Source organism: Solibacillus sp. GQ1, from assembly GCF_059758555.1.
The window spans coordinates 756,235-775,970 of the sequence record NZ_JCAXEX010000001.1; the positions used below are offsets into that span (position 1 = coordinate 756,235).

The following is a 19,736-nucleotide window of genomic DNA, read 5'->3' on the forward strand; positions in this document are numbered from 1 at the left end:
GAGCAGGCCGTTATGATTGAAGCTATATTAAACTATGAATTTTTACAAAACGCCTTTTTCTCAGGGCTAGTTATTGGAGTAATCGCACCACTATTAGGTGTATTTATCGTAGTAAGACGTTTATCGCTTATTGCAGATGCACTGTCGCATGTCACTTTGGCGGGGATTGCAGGGAGCCTGTATTTGAGCCAATCGTTTGCAGCGCTGGCATTGCTGAACCCGATTTATCTAGGGATTGTCGCATCTGTAAGTGGTTCGATTTTAATTGAACGATTACGTAGACTATATAAACATTATGAAGAACTTGCGATTCCGATTATTATGTCGGGTGGAATCGGTGTGAGTGCCATTTTTATTTCACTTGCAAGCGGATTTAATGCGGATTTAATGAGTTATTTATTCGGCTCTGTATCGGCTGTATCACGCCAGGATTTATATGTTGTACTGGCAATTGCAGTCATAGTTGTATTATTTTTAATACTATTTTTTAAAGAACTTTTCGTATTGTCTTTCGATGAAGAATATGCGAAAGCGAGCGGTTTACCCGCGAAATGGATTCATCTAATCTTTATGGTTGTTGTCGCACTCGTAATCGCAGCAAGTATGCGTATTGTCGGAATTTTGCTTGTTTCAAGCTTAATGACATTACCGGTAGCAGCAGCGATGCGATTAGCTCGCGGCTTTAAAGAAGCAATCATTTTAGCGATTGTATTTGGAGAGCTGGCCGTAGTAATTGGACTCGTTTCTGCCTTTTACTTAAACTTGGCACCAGGTGGAACAATTGTTGTCACATCCATTTTAATCTTGCTGTCAGTAATTTTAATTAAGAAGATTGTGTTGAAATTAACTATTAAATCGGAAGGGGAAAAAGTACTGTGAATGCAGCGCGCGCGTGGGAAATATTAAAGGAAAATGGCTATAAAAAGACGGATAAACGAGAGTTGATTTTGGGTATGTTTGCAGCTACAGAAAAATATTTGACTGCCCGTGATTTGTTATCGGTATTAAAAAAAGATTTCCCTGGAATGAGTTTCGATACAATTTACCGTAACTTGGCTACTTTTGTGGAGCTTGATATTTTAGAAGAAACAGAATTAAACGGTGAGCGTAATTTCCGTATGCATTGTGAGTCGGATCACCATCACCACCATTTTATTTGCCGTGATTGCGGGAAAGTAAAAGAACTGTCTGTTTGCCCGATGGAAATGCTCGGTGAAAAACTGCCGGGTTATGCTGTGGAGGCCCATAAATTTGAGATTTACGGGAAATGTCCGGAATGTTTGTAGGTAGCTGTAGTAAATATTTATTTGCATAATCTTTTTTATATGCTAAAGTGATTAAGACAAATTGAATAAATTTGCAGGAAAAAGATGCATTATGCATAAATGGGAATTCGGTGCAAATCCGAAGCTATATCCGTAACTGTAAGCGTTGATGAAAATAAGTGTGAGACCACTGCTAATATAGCGGGAAGGTACTTATGAGTAAAGTGAAACGCAGAGCCAGGAGACCAATCTTTTTCTTATCGTAACATCCCTCTTCGGAATTAAAGAGAATGTACGGCAGTCACTGATTGAATAAGCAACATTTTGCATTCTTGTTTGATTTTTGAAGCCATCCATTTTCTCATGGGTGGCTTTTTTTCGTACACTCAATATTTTCGGTGAGGCATTACATGAAGTGAGGAGAATTTTTATGAAAAAGGATATCCGTTTTTCCTGCTATCCGTTTATGCGGGAAAAGCAAAGCTGTGTCGATTATGAAATCCGCACTGATTCTTTAACAACACGAATCGGTACCGTTTTTCCGACATTAGTCGATGATGCATCCGGTCAAGTCGTCTTGGAGGATTTGAGGAGGATTCAACCATTAGCCTATCATGCAAATGGTTCGGTCCGCGGCAAATTGGCCATTACATCTGAGGATTTGCAATGGCTAAGCAATCGATACGATTTTTATGTAAGTGAAGTTGGAGAAGCGATTCAGCAGTTTGTACTGCCACAAGGAATCGAAAGTGCAGCAAGACTGCATATTTGCCGCAGTGAGGCGAAAAAGTCTTACAGGGCATTACATAAAGTGAGCGAGGAAAGAGAAGTGGATGAAATTCTGTTTGATTTTCTAGGGCTGCTTGCTAATGTATTTTTTGTCATGGCGGTCTATATGAATCAGCAGCATCAACAAGAGGAAATTCCATTTATCTCAAAATCCTATCCATCGAAAAAGAAAAAAGGAGTTACAACAAATGAAATTTAATAACAAGTGGGTCGTTGCTTTAGCAGCAACATTATTACTGGCAGCATGTGGATCAGATGAGGAAAAAACAGGTGGCAAAGCAGAAAAAGAAGAGCAGGCTGAATCGAAAAATAATGGAGTACCCTACACGGTTATAGATGACCGTGGTGTTGAAGTGATATTCGATGAAGTACCGGAAACAATTATTTCTCTGCAACCAAGCAATACAGAGATTTTGTTTGAGCTGGGTGTCGGTGAACAAATTATCGGCGCAACAGAATATGATACATATCCGGAAGCAGCACAAAAAATTGAACGAGTGTCGACTTCTACAGTCATCAATGCAGAGCGAATTCTGGAATTAGATCCGGATGTCGTTGTAGCGTACACAATCGGGGAGGAAGCACAAATTACCCAATTGGAAGATGCAGGTCTTAAAGTGTTTGTAATTGCTTCTGCGGAGACATTTGATGATGTATATTCGGATATTATCCAGCTGTCGGAAGTAATGGGTGTCGAACATAAAGGGGAAGAAGTTGTAGCCGACATTAAGGAACAAATTGATACAGTACAGGAAAAAACAGCGACACTTGATACGAAGAAAAAAGCATATTATGAAGTGTCACCAGCTCCGGCTCTTTGGACTACCGGCAGCAGCACGTTCCAGCAGGAAATAATGAACCATGCGAATGTTGAAAATATTTTTGCTGATCAGTCGAGCTGGATTAGTGTAACGGAAGAAGATGTCATCACTCGTAATCCAGAAATTATTATTACGCCAGCAACATATATGGAAAATGCAATTGATGAGATTCTAGGACGGACAGGCTGGGATAAAATACAGGCAGTCACAGAACAGGCAGTTTATTTAGTCGATGGAGATATTATGTCCCGTCCTGGACCGCGTATTGGTGAAGCAGTTGAAATTATGGCACAATCAGTATATCCGGAACTGTTTAAATAAGTATAGAATAGAAGGGCATGCCTTAGTTTAGGCATGTTCTTTTTACAATGTTTAAGGAGGGATACCATTGATTTTTATAACCGGTGGTGTACGCAGCGGTAAAAGTGCTTTTGCAGAGAAATACGCAAGGCAATTAGGTGAGAAAAAGACGCTCTACTATGTCGCGACAGGCGTATCCTTTGATGATGAAATGAAAAAACGGATAATCCGCCATCAGCAGGACCGTGAAACTCAGAACATCAACTGGAACACAGTGGAAATGCAAGTCAAAGTTCCGGTAGCGATAGGGCAGCTTTCCAACGAGGCAGTTGTGCTTTTTGAATGTGTGACAACATGGCTTTCGAATGTAATGTATACATATGAACAAAAAAATGAAAATAGCGAATATATCGATAATTGTATCGAATCGCTGCAAAAGCAATTGCTAACTTGGCGGAAGCAAGGTGCTACAATAATAGTTGTATCAAATGAAGTGCTGGATGAATTGCCTTCACAATATGATGAGGTAAATTTATATCGTAAATTGTTGGGTGAGTTACATCAATGGATTGTCCAAAATAGTGATGAAGCATATGAAGTACAATTTCAGCTTGTACAGCGGTGGAAGTAAGGAGGAAACAAGTTGAAAAATAGTTGGAGCGGTTTTTTATTAGCGTGGCAGTTTTTTTCGGCAGTGCCGATTAAGAAACAGCTGGATATGAATTCGAAATCTGTTACATGGATGTATGGATTTTTGCCGATTGTCGGATTGCTGATTGGAGCCATAATTAGTAGTGGTGTATTGATACTATCTCGCTATAGTGAAATTTCGGAGCTGCTGTTGGCGATTTTGATTGTTATCGGGTTGATCGTCCTGACCGGGGGGCTGCATTTAGACGGGTGGATTGATATGAGCGATGCGTTCTTTTCCTACGGAGAAAAAGAGAAACGGCTGGAAATATTAGATGATCCACGTACAGGCGCTTTTGGGGTTATTAGTGTTTTTTGCTTACTCGTATTAAAAATCGGCGTTATTTACGAAATGCTGTTGCATGGTCAATTGGCGATTGTGCCGTTTTTAATCTTCATTCCCTTTATAGCAAGAATGGGGATGCTGCTATATTTTGTAACGATGCAGCCGGCAAAGGAAAAGGGACTCGCTGCTTATTTTAAAGGGATCGTCATTCAAAATAAGCTTGCTGTTTTAATCGGCGTTCAAAGTATCCTGGCATTTGTGTGCTGGTTATACATTGGCGTTTTCAGCTTGTTTATTTTAGTGGTCGTGATGCTGTTCGCCGTATTTATTTACCGGATTTGGTCAAAGAAACATTTTGGCGGTGTAACAGGTGATTTGCTCGGTGCACTCGGTGAAGGGTTGGAGGTTGTACTATGGCTAACAATATTACTGTGCATTTAATCAGGCACGAAAAAACGAAAGCAAATACAGAACGGAAATATATTGGCTGGACAGATGAACCGATACTGAAAAAAGTGGAGGCTGAGATCGATCTACAGCCTGGTATTGTATATGGGAGCGATTTGCGAAGATGTCATGAGACTGCACAATGTTATTTTCCGAATGCTGAATTTATCGCTTCTCAATATTTGCGTGAGCTGCATTTTGGGGACTTTGAAATGTGTACATATGAACAATTACAGCATAATGAAACATACCGGGCTTGGATTGATGATCCGCTTGAAAACCCGATACCGAACGGAGAAACATTTTTCCAATTCAAGCAGCGAGTATTGGATGGCTTTCATAAGATTGTAAATGAAAAGAAGGAATATACGTTCATCGTACACGGAGGAGTAATTCGATTATTACTTGCCATATACGGAATGAAGGAGCAAACTTTTCAGCAAACAGTGGCCAATCATCGTACGATTTATACACTTGGCTGGGATTCGGTAGATGAACTCATAGGAGGTGCGAGATGTACGTTATACTCGGAGGCGCACATAACGGTAAACGAAAATATGCAGAAAAATTGATTGAACAGTTACCTGCAAAAGAACTGATTGTTTGTGAAGGCCACTTGCCAAAACTTGAAAATATAAATGAAAACGAGCGCTACATAATAAGTAATTTTGAACAAATGATTTTACCACTTCTTCATGAACCGGAAGAAAAGGCTGCCCAGCAAATTTTCGAACAGATTATACAAATTGCAGAGCGGGCAGAACTGTTTTGTATTTGTACAGATACGAGCCGCGGCGTTGTACCGCTTGAAAAAGAAGCACGGCAATTAAGAGATACATGCGGACGGCTTTATCAGAAGCTTTGTTATGAAGCACATACAGTTGTTCGTGTATGGTACGGCATTCCACAAATTTTAAAAGGAGATTCTCATGGACAAAACTAAATTACGTTTAATTATTTTAACAGCATTGATTGCGGCAATTTGTGTGATTGGGAGTTTTATTAAAGTGCCGGTAGGAATAGTCGGAACAGCTGCACTCGATTCTGCCCCGGCTCTTATTAGCGCAATCTTTCTACCGCCAGTTTTTGCCGGCGCGGCAGGAGCACTCGGACATATCGCGACAGGTCTCACATCCGGCTTTCCGCTAGGCGTTTTACATCTTTTAATTGCAGCGGAAATGTTTATTATCGTTGCGATTTTTGCGATTATGCATCAAAAAGGCCAACGTATTTTAAAATGGATCTTTGTAATAATCGCAAATGGGGTCATTGCACCAATTCCGTTTTATTTTATTATTTCTCCGGCATTTTACATCGGCTCGATTGCCTCATTAACAATTGCTACAGCTGTGAACTGTCTTATCGCGATACTTGTCATGCCTGTATTGAAAACGGTGGTGCAGCGGGTAGGGGTTAATGTATGAGAAATGCGATTGAAGTTAACGGGTTAGTCGTATCGATTGATAATTCGGGTTGTATCGGCACAAAAGAACACGATATTGTACATGTCCCAAATGAAATTACCGCTTATTTTACCGCTCGTACGGCTATTTTAGAGCAACTTTGCGCGGGTGCAATACCGGTACAGTTATTAATGGCCAACTTTTCAGGCGATGATATCTGGACAGAATATGAGCAAGGTTTTAAAAAGGCATTTTCCGAAATGGGGCTGGAGATGCCTTCTTTAATGGGCTCGAGTGAAACGAATTTTCAGTCGCTTCAGTCAGCTGTCTCACTCACGATGCTTGGGAAAAAGCAATTCGCACGAAATACGAACCATTGCGAGTTCTATGTTGTCGGCGAACCGCTTGTCGGAAATGAGGTGATAGAAAATCCCCACAAAATAGCCCAGTTAGATGAGTTATATGAAGGACTGGTCAACGGTATGATTCAAGCAATATGGCCAACAGGTTCTAAAGGAATCGGGGCAGAAATAATACGTTTTGCCGGAGAAAATTTTACAGCTCATGTCGATTTAACCAGCTCTGCAGGTCCATCATGTGCGGTGTTAGTTGCTGTGAAAAAAGAGCATGAAGAAATTTTCAAAACTAACATGACAGCACCTGTTAGTAAACTTGTAAAAGCTAAAAAATGATTGTAAGAAATTTGCTCGAAAACTAATGGAACTGCTAGAAAAAAATATTTTTTGACGGAAATTAAAAAATACTAAATTTTCTAAAAATAACGTGGTATGATAGAGTGTATCAACTTAAATTAGTTAAGGAGCCTGAAATTATGACAACATACCAAATTACAACTGAGTTATCAACAAATAGAAAACAAAAAACACCTGCAGAACAGCTTGGTTTTGGTAAAATTTTTACTGACCATATGTTTGTTATGGATTATGAAGATGGAAAAGGATGGCATAATGCGACAATTACACCATATGCTCCGATTACATTAAGTCCTGCTGCGATGGTATTCCATTATGGACAAGCGGTATTTGAAGGTTTGAAAGCATATATGACAGAAGATGGTGAAGTCCAGTTATTCCGCCCGGACCGTAACTTCCAACGATTAAATTCTTCCAATGCACGCCTTTGCATTCCTCCGATTGACGAGGATTTTGCATTAGAAGCATTAAAAGAATTACTTCGTGTAGATCGCGAATGGGTTCCGACATCTCCAGGTACATCTCTTTATATTCGACCATTTATTATTGCGACAGAAAGCTATTTAGGAGTAAATCCTGCGAAAAGCTATAAATTTATGATTATTATGTCACCGGTTGGGTCTTATTATAAAGAAGGCATTAACCCGGTTAAAATATTAGTAGAACAGCAATACGTACGTGCCGTAGTTGGCGGTACGGGTGAAGCGAAAACAGCCGGCAACTATGCGTCGAGCTTAAAAGGTTCAGAAATTGCTGCACAACAAGGCTATTCTCAAACATTATGGCTGGACGGTAAGGAAAATAAATACGTAGAAGAAGTCGGCAGTATGAACATCTTCTTTAAAATTTCAGGAAAAGTTATTACACCTGCATTAAACGGCAGTATTCTACCAGGGATTACTCGCGATTCGATGATTGAAGTTTTAAAATCAAAAAATATTCCGATTGAAGAGCGTGCAATTGCCTTTGAAGAGGTTGTAGAAGCGGCTAAAAACGGCACATTGGAAGAGGCATTCGGTACAGGAACAGCAGCTGTAATTTCGCCGGTAGGGGAGCTGAAATGGCTGGATGAAATCATTTCTGTCAACAACGGCCAGATCGGTGAAGTAACGCAAATGCTTTACGATACATTAACAGGCATCCAATACGGTAAAGTTGCAGATACATTTGGCTGGACGGTTAAAATTTAATAAAAAGAAAATACAGCATTTTCCGTTTTGGAAGAATGCTGTATTTTTTATTGAACTAATTATTTTTCAAGGATTTCTTCAACGCGTGAAAAGTCTTCCCGAGGAATTATTGCCGATTTTTCAAATGCATTTTTTCCGACATATGTTTCAATTAGTTCTTTAACATCAATACCGGAAGAGGCTTTTAATGTTTCCTGTAAGCCGGCCATTAAATCAGTCGCATAACCCGTCACTTTACCAGCACCGCCGTTTGCACCGCCACCTGTATCAACAACTGTAATCTTATCGATATTTGAAAGCGGGCTAGCAACTTGTTTTGCGTATTCCGGTAACATTTTAACAATCATATCAAGGACAGCCGCCTGACCGTATTGTTCAAACGCTTCTGCAATTTTCTCTTTTGCTTCTGCTTCCGCAAGACCGCGTAGACGGATAATCTCAGCCTCAGCTGTACCTTGTGCACGCTCTGCATCTGCTTTCGCCAGACCATCTAAACGAATGCGTTCTGCTTCAGCTTGAGCCTGTGCTTCAATACGGTATTTCTCCGCATCTGCCTGCGCAAGCTCTTTACGTTTTTGTGCTTCTGCGTTTTGTTCAATTGCATAACGATCCGCATCTGCTTTTTTCTTTACTTCTGAATCATATTGCTTTTCACGACGCAGAATTTCTTTTTCTTCTAATTCGATCTGCTTTTGACGTTCAATAATTCGTACTTGCATTTCCTGTTCTGTTACTTCCTGTTTAGCACGTGCAGATTCCAATTCGTACGCCTGGTCGGCACGGGCTTTTGCGATATCCTGCTCACGGCGGTATTCAGCCACTTTTAACTGATTATTTTTCTCCGCTTCCGCAATTTCAGTAGCACGCTCTAATTCAGCCTGTTGCGCTTCCTGAGCTGCCTGAGCACGTTTAATACGTGTTTCTTTGTCTGCTTCAGCAGTTGCGATATCGGCATCACGTTTCACTTGAGCGATTCGAGGCTTACCTAGAGAATCCAAATAGCCGTTTTTATCACGAACATCTTTAATTGTAAATGATACAATGATCAATCCCATTTTCGCTAAATCCTGAGATGCGACACGTTGTACTTCCTGCGAGAACTTATCACGGTTTTTATAAATTTCTTCAACTGTCATCGATCCTAAAATCGAACGTAAGTGACCTTCCAGTACTTCGCGAGCTTCACTTTCGCGTTCCTGTTTATCTTTTCCTAAGAATTGCTCGGCAGCAGTTGCGATTTCTGAAATTGAACCACCGATTTTGATGATTGCTGTTCCGTCAGCCATAACAGGAACACCTTGCTCAGTATAGACTTCCGGAGTTGTTACTTCCAGTTTGCTTGAAAGTAGACTAAGTGGTTTCGCCTGCTGGAAAACCGGGAATACAAATGTACCACCACCGCGAATAATTTTAATGCGGTTTCCTGAATCATCGGTATGTACATTTTTACTTCCTAAATAACTACCTGTTACGATTAATGCTTCATCCGGACCGGCTGTACGATATTTCATAATATAGACGGCTACAAGAGCGACAATTAGAAATACAACTACCCCGACTGCTATTAAAATACCTGATATACCTGCCAAACTTGACATAAAAATTCCTCCCTGTTTCTAAAATTGAAGTTCTTCTTTCTCATAAATCGCGACCATTGCTGTACCATCACGTATCTCAATAATTAAAACTTGCGTGTCGTATGGAATCTCCACTTGATGAAAACTTGCTGCACGCTTTGATATAATGCCGTTTGCCGTTTCAATCACCATCTCCCCAAAGCCTTCAAGAGGAACAGGTACAATCACTTTTCCGACCTGACCTTCTAGCGATTCTTCTGTATAGGCAAGAGATACTTCCGCAGAACGTAAAGGAACGAGTAGGAAAAAATAAAGAAGTGCTGTCAATAAACTCGCAATTATAAGAGCGATGATGAATGTGATGAAACTTGTAAAGCCGGTAAACTGTTCCAGCAAATAGCCCGCAGCCGAAGTAAACGTAATAAACGAAAGGATTACAGCTGGGTCAAAAAATGGTGATCCATCGATGGAGACATCCGCAACATCTGCAAAAAATAAGTAAAGAACAGTGCAACACCCAATAACGATTAAGATGATTAAATAAATGGTTTCAATGGAATAACCAAACAAGTTGCCACCTCCTTAATGCTATTTAATAAATTTACGGATGAAATGGAAAAAAGTTTCATAAAAATTTAATATTTTCCGAAAAATAAAATGTATGCCAATTCAAGTGGTTGACATACATCCTGCTAGAGACTATTTCATTTGAAAATCATTTTTGACTTGGACGGTAAGAGGCCTGTTTTGTTCTATGTATTCCATCATTAAATCGGGGATGAATTTAGCTGCTTCACGAACAGGCGGTTTTTTAAACATCTGCATTTGGTGCGCACCTGTTGCACGGTAACTATTGACGGCAACTTCAAAGATCTCATTATCCTGAATGGGTTTACCTTCAAACGTTAGCTTCGTGACACGTTGACCTGTTTGTTGACGCAAATCAATTACGTAATCAATGCCACCCCACAAATCATAAATATACGGCTGCGGCTCCGGATAGTGCACGGTCATACTAAAATCGATTTCCCCTTTATCATTCAGCGCAAAGACAGCTGCACTTTGTTCAATCGCCCGGCGGATTTCAGCTCCGTTCATTTTGATGACGAGCAGCCGGTTCGATCGGGGAAGATTATGTAAAACATGTTCACGGGTTACTTTTTCAGGAAAGCCACCTTGTGTATGGTAGGGCAGTTCGATAACCGAAATTTGGGCACCCGTGTAATGGAGCTGCATATCATGAAGCAATTGTGTATATGCGGTCATTTTTGTACGGGGCGTAAAAAAGTCCTCATAAGTCAACGCTTGATTTGCTGTTCCGATTTGTTGTTTTTTCCACGCATCAAATTCGGGAAAAGACTGCATTTTTGATGTGGGGTCCACGTGGATGATAGACGGTTCAAAAGAAAATGTACCGTGTTCTACAGTGACATCAATTTGCGCAAAGTAATGTGCATTTGCCCCGGGTTGCACGACAGCGACACCGTTGTGCACTGTGGCAATTTCCAAATGCTGATGCCCGGTAATGAAAAGATCAATGCCTCCTATTTCATGAAGCATGCGATAGCCTTCATTTTCACCTTGTTCCTGATCTATTAGGTGACCGCTATGAAGATCCCGTTCAAACCCGCCGTGATAGCTTAAAATGACAAGCTGTACCTGTTCCACATCGCGAACATATTTTACAGTGTTTTTCGCACTTTCAAATGCGTTTTCGAAATCCAGATACTTTGTTGATCCACATTCATCCCAGTTTTTTGTGAAATGTGTCACAACTCCTATGACAGCAATGCGCAACCCGTTTATTTCTTTAATGAAATACGGTTCGGCAAACCCTGGAATATTGGCGGCAATCCATGGGAAATTCGAGGCGTTGCGGATCGCTTGGATTTTTTCGGGAGAATAGTTGAATTCATGATTGCCGAAAACTGCAACATCATAGCCGAGTGTGTTTGCAAGTTCGATTTGCGGGTGCTGTTTTTGGACAATATAATCGTAATAATAGCTTAAATGACTCCCGTGCAAAAAATCCCCGTTATCGATTAACAGTGCGGGCTGCCTTGCGGAAATCATTTGCGCAAGCTGTGAAAAGCGTTCGGTATGTCCATGGATATCGCTTGTCGCAATAATAGTAAATTTCATTGAGAAAACTTCCTTTAATATTTCATTTTCCTTATTATAGCGTGAATTATTGCGCAACAGTTCTGAAAGTGATTAAATAAATATATAGGCAGTTTATGCTAAATTATAGGAGTTGGTAATTATGATAACAGTAACAAACCGTATCAAAGTAAAAAAAGGTTTTGCCGAAAAAATGGCCCCACAATTTGTACAACCAGGACCATTACAAGAATTCGAAGGTTTCCAAAAAGTGGAAGTACTAGTTTCTACACAATTTGAGGAATATGACGAAATGAGCGTTGTGATGTACTGGGATTCAAAAGAAAGCTTTGCAGTATGGCGTGAAAGTGATGCATTCAAACAATCACACAAACGTCCATCTCAAGGTGAAGGCGGAGGCCACCAAGGCGAATCTCCAATGCTAGGTTCAGAAATCGTAATCGCCGAAGTAGCAGGCACAATCTCAAAATAGTGTTAAGGGGTGTCCTAATGTATTCGTTAGGGCACCTTTATGCTATACATACTATTGGTTGAAATACATATAGGTTATGCTTTAATAAATTGTGAATGAAAAACAGAAAGGTGTTTTTAATGTCGAACATGGTGCAGTATTTTTATGATGGACAGTTTTTAAAATGCTATGAAGAAGCGAAACGCCAATTACAGGGCGGAGAAAATGAAGAACAGGCAACGCAATTCCTAAAGATCTTTGAAAAATATGAGTATGAAAAATTCCCGAAGCCGACAGAACAAATTTCGCAGAGTGTCGAACGTGCTAATGAAAGCTATCCGGAAAATGATGAAGTTGAACAACTACGGGCGATCAAAGATGAACAACAGTTTTCGGAAAAAGTGAAACAGCTTGAACATGATGCACGGACAGCGGATGCTGAACGGAAAGCACAGTCGTTTTATGTACAGGGACACCTTTTTTTAATGTCGCATCATTATGATGAAAGTGTGCACTGCTTTATGGAAGCGGTGAAGCATCATCCAAATAAGGCATTGTATTACGGGATTGCAGGGCAGACGATGAACCGCTTTAACTGGTCTCCGTTTGATGTGATGGTCTATATTGAGCGGGCGATCGACATGGATTCGGATAACTCAAGATGGTACTGGAATAAGGCGCTCGTTTTAACACAGTTGTACAAAGATTTAAATGCCGAGCCGTTTTTGGAAAATGCTTTAATTGCAATTGAGAAAGCAATCGAGACGAGCCGCGAAGATCAAGTATCACTGCGTTCAGGCATCGATTCAACATTGGAAAATTTGAAAGAATATCTTTTCAATTAATGAAGCACCGTTAAATGGAGGAAAAAGCATGAAGTTTTTATCTTGGAAAGGTATTTCGATATACTTAACGATTATTCTATTTTTACTCATTTTTATTCAGATTCTGGACTGGAATAAAGGGAAAGACAAAGAGGGTCAATATGCGGTAGAGCTGGAAAAAGCGTATACGGATTTAGTTGATTTCCAAACATATATTTTGAACGATGAAGTGCAGATCGATGACAATAAGCATGTGCTGACGATGTACGATAAAAACTTTCAATATCAGCTAAGCATGTTCATTGATATTTTCGGCAATAAAAAAGTGGATGATGCGAACCTATTTGATTCTTATAAACAAATTGAAGAAGCACTGGCAGCTTTTTATGAAGCGGAAAGCGCAGAACAGCAAGGGCAGGCACATGTACAATTGCTCGACGCGAAAAAATCACTGTTTATTATATTGAATGACATGAAATAATATGGGCTCACGAACGCTTTGAGGGAAGCGGGGCGTGGGCTTTTTTTGTGGGAGGGAGTGGCTGCAGGGCGGAAAAGTTCTAATATTCTTGCCGGAAGTTTTAAAAAGTCCCTTAGATTTTCTAATAAACCGAAAAAAGTTCTAATAAATCAAAGCCGGACATACTCCATAACAACCCCAACCCCAAAAAAAGCCATCCCAAAGTTATCTACAAACTTTCAGGACAGCCTCAGCTATTCACATTCCTTACTTTTTCTTCTTTTTCTCCTTCACAAACGCAAACACGATTAACGCAACCCAAATCACAACGATCGCTATAAAAATGTAAAAGTTTTTCGAGGAGCTGGATAAATTCAATTCATCTGCCAAAATTCCTGTAATCGACTGCAATTGTGCACTTAATAAAATAATCAGCGCGCCAATAAATAGCATGATCTTAGGATTGATCGCAAAGCGCAGCAGCACGATGATGAACAAAGCTGAGAAAATCAGCAATAGGGTGAACAGGGGATCCAGTAATGTGAGTGTCCCGTCTTTTGCGAAGTTTTCGTACGTAAATGTCATGAATAATTCTCCTTACTTTACTAAGCCATTTTGAAATGCATAGACGACAGCCTGTGTGCGGTCCTGCACTTCAAGTTTACTTAAAATGTTGCTGACATGGGTTTTCACTGTTTTTAATGCGATAAACAGCTCTTCCGCGATCTCCTGATTGGCAAGGCCGCGAGCCATACATAACAGTACTTCCATTTCCCGGTCTGTTAAATGGTTATGCAGGGCAGGGGCGGTACCGCGCATACGTGCCATTACCCGTGTCGTTGCTTCCGGCTCCAGAACGGTTTCCCCGGCCATCGTTTTCCGGATCGCGTCAGCAATTTGTTTGGCATTGCTCGTTTTCAGTATATAGCTGACAGCCCCTGCTTCAAGTGCCGGGTATAATTTATCGTCATCGATAAAGCTCGTGACAATCATAACTTTTGCTTGCGGCCATTGTGCCAGAATTTCGGCAGTCGCTTCAGCACCCGTTTTTATCGGCATCACATTATCCATCAGCACAATATCCGGCTTTAGCGAAAGCACTGTTTCAATCGCTTCCTCGCCGTTTGTTGCTTCGCCGATGACTTCGATATCGGGTTGTGCCGATAAATAGGCAGCAACACCGATTCGAACCATTTCGTGATCATCTACTATGACAACTTTAATCATTCATTTGTTCCTCCTTTTTAAGCGGAACTTTCACTTCGACAATTGTTCCTTCATCCGGTACAGAGACAATCTTATACGTACAGCCAATTTCGACAGCGCGTTCAGCAATATTGCGCAGCCCGTACGAAGTCGTTTTATCTCCCTCCAAATTAAAGCCAAGGCCATTATCCTGAATGCGCAAAATCGCAAGCTGATCACGTGCGATTAATAACAGCTCGACTTCTGTTGCTTTTGCATGCCGTAAAGTATTTGATAAAGCTTCTTGGGCAATACGGAATAAATGATCTTCCTCCGCTTTCGATAATCCGATTTCCTCGATCTGGTAATCAATATTGAAATACACTTTTTCCTGTAATTCTACAATTAGATCTTCTAAACCTTCTGCCAAGCTTTTATTATGCAAAGCAACAGGACGCAAGTGAAGGAGAAGGGCGCGCATTTCGAGCTGTGCCTGCTGGACGATTTTTTCCACCTGCCCCAGCTGCTTTTGTGCAAGATCATCTTGACGCTGTTCTGTAAGCGCGGAGAGAAGCATGGATGCCGCAAACAGCTGCTGGGAAACAGAATCATGCAGTTCCCGTGCAAGACGCTGACGTTCTGCGAGAAGCCGCTCCTGGACGATGGCGTCATTTGTTTCCACCTTTTCATTGGAAAGTCGCTGTAAAGATGTCCGCTGTGTTTCAATTAATTCGTTCGTTTCGCGCAAGGCCTTTTTTAAGGAACCATTTGCTTTCTTGAATTTTTGTGCAAAATCTGGCTCTGCTACTTTTTTCACGATGCGGGTCATCTGATTTTCTTTTATTTTTAATGATATCGATATCCATAAAGAAATAAAGAAGCTGGTCGTTGTTGCGGTAATGGCGATAACAGCGACAATCGGTATTGAATACTCATCGCTTTCCCATAAAAAACGCCAAGTCTCTTCCTGGGGCTGACCGAGCAGGAAAACAAAAATATTCAGAGCAAATGTCGCAAAAACCATCATCAATATAAAAAATCGTATTATAAATGCAATCATCCGCGCTGCACCTCCACATCGCCAATCCAAGATGTCACATAAAGTACTAGGACACGTTTTGCATCCATTTCTCCATCCTCAAAATGGAGCTGTTCATTAATACACTGCTTTGGCGCATAGTGCAGGTATGCTGCTTCTCCGTATATAGTGGAGTAATGGAGCTGAATCGTCACTTCATAAGGTACAATAACCCGTACTTTACCTAAAGATTGATGGATAACAATAATCGATTTCCCGTTTGGTAAAATAGTTTCGGTCGTATCGATTGTAATATCGCCGATAAAGCGTTGAATATGAACATCTTTCCAATGATAGCTTTCTGTCGGAGCACTAGTTGTTCCGATCAACTGATTTTGATTTGATGTATTGGCAAAGTGGCTTTTGATTTCCATCACTTGCTCTTTTTTCGTTAAGTATTGGTATAAAAGAAAGACAAGAACACCAATGATTAATAGGCGCAGTGTCCAAATATTAATAATAGCAAAGAATAATAGAACGAGTCCCGTCCATAATAAGTAACGTTTCTTCTTTTTAAAGCTGAAAAAGAGAAACAGTGCACCTAAAATCAGTAAAAACACGGTGCCGTTATTGAAAAGTGTCAATTCGATCAATACGACAAGTGCCATACTAATCGTGATAATTGCAAGCTGATCAGATGTAATTTTCGGCATAGTGCCTCCCCCTATAACGTGCAAAATGGAGAAAGCACGATGCCTTCTCCTTTACGCATTATATCATTATTTTGGTTGTTCTATGAGCTTTTGTTCTTTTTCAAGCTGTGCCAATCGAGCTTCAAAAGAGGTTACTTCATATTTACGCTCAATATTTTGAGATAATTCATCAATATAAGTTGATAGTTCATCGAAATTACCGGCATTGTCCGAAGTGAGAACTTTATCCATCTGGTGGTTGGCACGCACGACATTTTCTTTGCCCATCAGCTGTAGTTGGCGCACTTTCATGTCTTTGATTTTATGTTTCATCGTTTCGAATTTGCGTTCCAGTGCAAAGTATTCAGTATTCGCAGCATCAATGCTTGAAAGAAGGGCATGCTTTCTGGCAGTGTAAGCCGTTACTTCTTCCTGTGCAAACGCAATCAGTTCAGACTCTTCAGTTGACTGAGCCAATAAAAGCTGTTTTTCACGCTTCTCAAGCATTTCGATTGTTTGTGAAAGCTGCAGTTCCAGCTCTTTTTTCAGCTGTGCCTGACGTGCAAGTAATTTTCCTGTTTCTTCCGTTTGTTTTTCTGCTTCACGAATATAGTGGTTCAGCATTTTAATCGGGTTTTTATCGACCTTTTTGTCAAACATATCATGTAAATCCGCCTGTATTGAATATTTAAATTTTGTCAATAAATTTCTCATTGTCCATCGCTCCTATTTGTTTAAATTTGCCCATTCACGTTCAAAGTTTGTAAATGGATCTTCTTCCTCTTTTTTGCCTGGTAAAAATTCAAGCTTTTCATTTTTACGTGCTTTGTATAGATAAAACAATCCACCGATTGCAGCTAAACCGATAAAGCCTGGGATGTTTGATAAGGCACTTACTAAACCGGCTAAAGCGACAACCAGGCTCATGACTTTTCCGAAAGTAGATTTACTTTCTGTGTAATAGTGAAGACCTGCTGCCAGAAGCGCTCCTGAGATTAATAAGCCGGCTACTGGTGCGAGCAGGCAAAGTGCGATGATCGCTGTGATAAAAGCCGCTGAATATAAGAAAAACTTTTTCATTATGTGTTCCTCCTTGTCGTTGATATGTTCATGTTACAGTGGATTTAAAAATCCGATAACGACCTGTTACTGTATTTTCATCTAGGTCTCAAGGCTGAGATGGACTCAGACAGCTATTTGTATGGCTTAACTTCTGTCAGGAGAAGTTAAAATATATAGAAACGTAATAACTTTTATTGTATAATGCTTGATGGAGAGTTTTTCTCGGTACATAAGTAGTGGAGGAGGTTGGACAAAATGGCTTTATGGTTAGGAATTACACTTATCGTCGTAGCTCTTATCGGGGGCGTGGCAATTGGGTTCTACGCAGCTCGTCAATATATGATGAAGTATTTAAAAGAAAACCCGCCAATTAATGAACAAATGATTCGCGTGATGATGGCACAAATGGGACGTAAACCGTCTGAAAAACAAGTGCGTCAAATGATGGCACAAATGAACAAATTCCAAGATAAATAATAAAAAGTTGGACTACCTTTTGCATTCTATTGAGTGAAGAAGGTAGTTTTTATTTTCTGTAAAACAAAATTCAGAATATTTCGTTGAAAAGAACAATAATCTAGTCTATCCTTATATAGATTGTAAGTATTGGAGGGACGAAAAAATGGCAACAGAGAAAACGAATGTAGAGAGCTTTGATTTAGACCATACAATAGTGGTCGCACCGTATGTACGTTTAGCGGGTACAAAAGAAGGGGCGAAGGGCGATGTCGTGACGAAATACGATATCCGCTTTAAGCAGCCGAATAAAGAGCATATGGAAATGCCGGCACTTCATTCACTGGAACATTTAATGGCAGACCGTATTCGCAATCATAGTGACGCGGTTGTCGATATCTCGCCAATGGGCTGTCAAACAGGCTTTTATGTCTCCTTTATGAACTATGATGACTACGAAGGTGTGCTGGGGATTTTAGAAAAGACCGTTCAGGATGTGTTGGCGGCGACTTCTGTTCCTGCCTGCAATGAAGTTCAATGCGGTTGGGCGGCAAGTCACAGTTTAGAAGGCGCGCAACAGTTGGCAAAAGAATTCTTAGCCAAACGCGGTGAATGGCATATCGTTTTTAATGATTAATAAGAATGTGCAGTGCCCCCATTAAATTGGGGGCATTTTTATTCCCGACATCAAACCAAAAAGCACTTCCTGTTCAATGAAATGAACAGAAAGTGCGTATTTCTTTTATATTAAAGAATCCGTTATATTGCGGTATGCCGGTACATAATCATGCAGGAACTTGGCTACCGTTTGCTCATAGTCACCCTGGTTATCGTTGAATGATTTCGCATGCTCTCCTTTTTCAAACAGTTTCAGCATTTTAGGTTCCGGTTTTTGTTCGTACAGTTCTTCGGTCATTGAGGAAGGAATGAAATCATCCGGTGTACTGTGAATAAAGAGGACGGGCTTTTGAATTTGTTTTACAGCATCAATCGGCATCACTTCTTTTACGGAATAGCCATCGCGGATTCGCATGAAAAAGTCGGCGAAAGGAAGTGTATATTTCGAATCAATCGGTACAACACTTTCAAAAATTTGTTTCAATAGCTCGGGGAAATTCGAGAAAGCACAGTCGGAAACATAGAAATCCGCATTATCTGCTAACGTTCCTGCATAGAGCAGTGTCGTTGCCGCGCCCATTGATTCCCCGTGAATACCGAGCAGGGCATCTTCCCCGGTCATATTTCGGATTGTCTCAACTACTGCCTGTAAATCGTATTTTTCATAATGGCCATAGCTTGTTGTTTTCCCTTGGGATTCTCCGTGACGGCGGTGATCGTATACAAATGCATTAAAACCAAGCCGTTCAAACATTCGGGCATAGCGCATCGAGTTAATTTTATTTTCAGTGACGCCATGACAGATGATGACTGTATTTTTCGTTTCCAAAGGTTTTAAATAGATGCCGCTTATTTTATAGCCATTTGGAGAATCGATCAATAAAATTTCTTTCGGACAGCCTTCATACCATGCTTCATCAAAGCGTTTTGCCGCAATTTCGCGCTCGCGGATGAAAGCATCGTCCTTTTTCTTTATATACATAATGTGATTTGTCATCACGACACCAGTGATCGTTGTAGCAGCTGCCAGCAGGGTTGTTACAATACTGCCAGATAAAAACAGGGTACGTTTTTTCATGAAAATCACTCCTTAATTAATTTAATATTCGATGAATTTTTGGGATAAATCAACTAATATGTATCTATTTATTATTGGAAACTTTTGTGTGAAAAATGCGAAATATTTGATAAAATCTTTGTAAGCAAGTAATTAATTTCAGCGGATGACAAAGATTCGGCAATGAGTTCTAAAAATGAAGTCAGCCAAATAACGTAGCATCGTGCGACAATGACTGACCCACATCGTGTGGACCTAAAGCCGAATCCTGACGCAATTACGCCAAGGCGTAATTGATTATATTTGCTCAC

26 protein-coding genes and 1 riboswitch are annotated in these 19,736 nt (G+C 40.4%); of the genes, 16 read left to right on the plus strand and 10 right to left on the minus strand.

What is annotated here, in order from left to right; genetic code table 11:
• Positions 1 to 12 precede the first annotated feature (12 nt).
• From AC6CH1_RS03500 to AC6CH1_RS03550, 11 genes are all read left to right on the plus strand, one after another.
• Positions 13 to 879: a metal ABC transporter permease gene (locus AC6CH1_RS03500; protein WP_427710749.1), complete on the plus strand. Its 867-nt coding sequence runs from the start codon at positions 13 to 15 to the stop codon at positions 877 to 879.
• Positions 876 to 1,286: a Fur family transcriptional regulator gene (locus AC6CH1_RS03505; protein ID WP_251689050.1), complete on the plus strand. Its 411-nt coding sequence runs from the start codon at positions 876 to 878 to the stop codon at positions 1,284 to 1,286. The genes AC6CH1_RS03500 and AC6CH1_RS03505 overlap by 4 nt, the downstream gene beginning before the upstream one ends.
• A gap of 65 nt (positions 1,287 to 1,351) precedes the next feature.
• Positions 1,352 to 1,533: riboswitch (cobalamin riboswitch) on the plus strand.
• 162 nt (positions 1,534 to 1,695) lie between these two features.
• Positions 1,696 to 2,253: a cobalamin adenosyltransferase family protein gene (locus AC6CH1_RS03510; protein WP_498316332.1), complete on the plus strand. Its 558-nt coding sequence runs from the start codon at positions 1,696 to 1,698 to the stop codon at positions 2,251 to 2,253.
• The gene (locus tag AC6CH1_RS03515; protein WP_498316333.1) at positions 2,243 to 3,196 is read left to right on the plus strand and encodes an ABC transporter substrate-binding protein; all 954 of its coding nucleotides are present in this window, start codon (positions 2,243 to 2,245) and stop codon (positions 3,194 to 3,196) included. The genes AC6CH1_RS03510 and AC6CH1_RS03515 overlap by 11 nt, the downstream gene beginning before the upstream one ends.
• Before the next feature lie 67 nt (positions 3,197 to 3,263).
• Positions 3,264 to 3,806 carry a bifunctional adenosylcobinamide kinase/adenosylcobinamide-phosphate guanylyltransferase gene (locus tag AC6CH1_RS03520; RefSeq protein ID WP_498316334.1) on the plus strand — a complete coding sequence of 181 codons (543 nt, stop codon included), beginning with the start codon at positions 3,264 to 3,266 and terminating at the stop codon, positions 3,804 to 3,806.
• A gap of 12 nt (positions 3,807 to 3,818) precedes the next feature.
• Positions 3,819 to 4,592 carry an adenosylcobinamide-GDP ribazoletransferase gene (cobS, locus tag AC6CH1_RS03525; RefSeq protein ID WP_498316335.1) on the plus strand — a complete coding sequence of 258 codons (774 nt, stop codon included), beginning with the start codon at positions 3,819 to 3,821 and terminating at the stop codon, positions 4,590 to 4,592.
• Entirely contained in the window at positions 4,565 to 5,170 is a 606-nt protein-coding gene (locus tag AC6CH1_RS03530; protein ID WP_498316336.1) for a histidine phosphatase family protein, read from the plus strand. The genes cobS and AC6CH1_RS03530 overlap by 28 nt, the downstream gene beginning before the upstream one ends.
• Entirely contained in the window at positions 5,113 to 5,541 is a 429-nt protein-coding gene (locus AC6CH1_RS03535; RefSeq protein ID WP_498316337.1) for a bifunctional adenosylcobinamide kinase/adenosylcobinamide-phosphate guanylyltransferase, read from the plus strand. The genes AC6CH1_RS03530 and AC6CH1_RS03535 overlap by 58 nt, the downstream gene beginning before the upstream one ends.
• Positions 5,528 to 6,022, plus strand: a complete 495-nt coding sequence (locus AC6CH1_RS03540) for an ECF transporter S component (RefSeq protein ID WP_427710735.1) — start codon at positions 5,528 to 5,530, stop codon at positions 6,020 to 6,022. Before AC6CH1_RS03535 ends, AC6CH1_RS03540 begins: the two co-directional genes overlap by 14 nt.
• Positions 6,019 to 6,693, plus strand: coding sequence for a hypothetical protein (locus tag AC6CH1_RS03545; protein WP_498316338.1), 675 nt, complete (start codon positions 6,019 to 6,021; stop codon positions 6,691 to 6,693). The genes AC6CH1_RS03540 and AC6CH1_RS03545 overlap by 4 nt, the downstream gene beginning before the upstream one ends.
• Positions 6,694 to 6,833: 140 nt before the next feature.
• Positions 6,834 to 7,904 (plus strand): branched-chain amino acid aminotransferase, encoded by a 1,071-nt coding sequence (locus AC6CH1_RS03550; RefSeq protein ID WP_251689033.1) that lies wholly within the window; start codon positions 6,834 to 6,836, stop codon positions 7,902 to 7,904.
• A gap of 59 nt (positions 7,905 to 7,963) precedes the next feature.
• On the opposite strand, the gene floT is transcribed toward AC6CH1_RS03550, so the two are convergent.
• The 3 genes from floT to AC6CH1_RS03565 form a co-directional block, all read right to left on the minus strand.
• On the minus strand, positions 7,964 to 9,502 hold the full coding sequence (gene floT / locus AC6CH1_RS03555) for a flotillin lipid rafts scaffold protein FloT (RefSeq protein WP_251689031.1): 1,539 nt from the start codon (positions 9,500 to 9,502) through the stop codon (positions 7,964 to 7,966).
• Between the two features lie 18 nt (positions 9,503 to 9,520).
• Complete coding sequence (locus AC6CH1_RS03560; RefSeq protein WP_251689029.1) at positions 9,521 to 10,051, minus strand: NfeD family membrane protein; 531 nt, start codon at positions 10,049 to 10,051, stop codon at positions 9,521 to 9,523.
• A gap of 129 nt (positions 10,052 to 10,180) precedes the next feature.
• Entirely contained in the window at positions 10,181 to 11,623 is a 1,443-nt protein-coding gene (locus AC6CH1_RS03565) for a bifunctional metallophosphatase/5'-nucleotidase (RefSeq protein ID WP_498316339.1), read from the minus strand.
• Between the two features lie 121 nt (positions 11,624 to 11,744).
• Here AC6CH1_RS03565 and AC6CH1_RS03570 point away from each other — a divergent pair, with 121 nt between their 5' ends.
• From AC6CH1_RS03570 to AC6CH1_RS03580, 3 genes are all read left to right on the plus strand, one after another.
• Complete coding sequence (locus tag AC6CH1_RS03570) at positions 11,745 to 12,074, plus strand: heme oxygenase (protein ID WP_251689025.1); 330 nt, start codon at positions 11,745 to 11,747, stop codon at positions 12,072 to 12,074.
• Between the two features lie 119 nt (positions 12,075 to 12,193).
• Positions 12,194 to 12,898, plus strand: coding sequence for a tetratricopeptide repeat protein (locus tag AC6CH1_RS03575; protein WP_251689024.1), 705 nt, complete (start codon positions 12,194 to 12,196; stop codon positions 12,896 to 12,898).
• Positions 12,899 to 12,926: 28 nt separating this feature from the next.
• Positions 12,927 to 13,358, plus strand: a complete 432-nt coding sequence (locus tag AC6CH1_RS03580; RefSeq protein ID WP_498316340.1) for an iron ABC transporter substrate-binding protein — start codon at positions 12,927 to 12,929, stop codon at positions 13,356 to 13,358.
• A 246-nt stretch (positions 13,359 to 13,604) separates the two neighbouring features.
• Here AC6CH1_RS03580 and AC6CH1_RS03585 read toward each other — a convergent pair whose 3' ends face one another.
• From AC6CH1_RS03585 to AC6CH1_RS03610, 6 genes are all read right to left on the minus strand, one after another.
• Positions 13,605 to 13,922, minus strand: a complete 318-nt coding sequence (locus AC6CH1_RS03585; RefSeq protein ID WP_498316341.1) for an acyl-CoA dehydrogenase — start codon at positions 13,920 to 13,922, stop codon at positions 13,605 to 13,607.
• Between the two features lie 12 nt (positions 13,923 to 13,934).
• The gene (locus tag AC6CH1_RS03590; protein ID WP_251689019.1) at positions 13,935 to 14,564 is read right to left on the minus strand and encodes a response regulator transcription factor; all 630 of its coding nucleotides are present in this window, start codon (positions 14,562 to 14,564) and stop codon (positions 13,935 to 13,937) included.
• Positions 14,557 to 15,582, minus strand: a complete 1,026-nt coding sequence (locus AC6CH1_RS03595) for a sensor histidine kinase (protein WP_251689018.1) — start codon at positions 15,580 to 15,582, stop codon at positions 14,557 to 14,559. The genes AC6CH1_RS03590 and AC6CH1_RS03595 overlap by 8 nt, the downstream gene beginning before the upstream one ends.
• Positions 15,579 to 16,253, minus strand: a complete 675-nt coding sequence (liaF, locus tag AC6CH1_RS03600) for a cell wall-active antibiotics response protein LiaF (RefSeq protein WP_251689016.1) — start codon at positions 16,251 to 16,253, stop codon at positions 15,579 to 15,581. The genes AC6CH1_RS03595 and liaF overlap by 4 nt, the downstream gene beginning before the upstream one ends.
• A gap of 66 nt (positions 16,254 to 16,319) precedes the next feature.
• Positions 16,320 to 16,946: a PspA/IM30 family protein gene (locus AC6CH1_RS03605; protein WP_251689014.1), complete on the minus strand. Its 627-nt coding sequence runs from the start codon at positions 16,944 to 16,946 to the stop codon at positions 16,320 to 16,322.
• 12 nt (positions 16,947 to 16,958) lie between these two features.
• Positions 16,959 to 17,312 carry a lmo0954 family membrane protein gene (locus tag AC6CH1_RS03610; protein WP_251689012.1) on the minus strand — a complete coding sequence of 118 codons (354 nt, stop codon included), beginning with the start codon at positions 17,310 to 17,312 and terminating at the stop codon, positions 16,959 to 16,961.
• 237 nt (positions 17,313 to 17,549) lie between these two features.
• Between AC6CH1_RS03610 and AC6CH1_RS03615 the strand changes: the two genes are divergently transcribed.
• Both AC6CH1_RS03615 and AC6CH1_RS03620 read left to right on the plus strand, forming a co-directional pair.
• Positions 17,550 to 17,771: a YneF family protein gene (locus AC6CH1_RS03615; protein WP_008408061.1), complete on the plus strand. Its 222-nt coding sequence runs from the start codon at positions 17,550 to 17,552 to the stop codon at positions 17,769 to 17,771.
• 145 nt (positions 17,772 to 17,916) lie between these two features.
• On the plus strand, positions 17,917 to 18,387 hold the full coding sequence (locus AC6CH1_RS03620; RefSeq protein ID WP_251689010.1) for an S-ribosylhomocysteine lyase: 471 nt from the start codon (positions 17,917 to 17,919) through the stop codon (positions 18,385 to 18,387).
• A gap of 105 nt (positions 18,388 to 18,492) precedes the next feature.
• Here the strand turns inward: AC6CH1_RS03620 and AC6CH1_RS03625 are convergent, their stop codons facing one another.
• Positions 18,493 to 19,446: an alpha/beta hydrolase gene (locus AC6CH1_RS03625; protein WP_251689008.1), complete on the minus strand. Its 954-nt coding sequence runs from the start codon at positions 19,444 to 19,446 to the stop codon at positions 18,493 to 18,495.
• Positions 19,447 to 19,736: the final 290 nt, after the last annotated feature.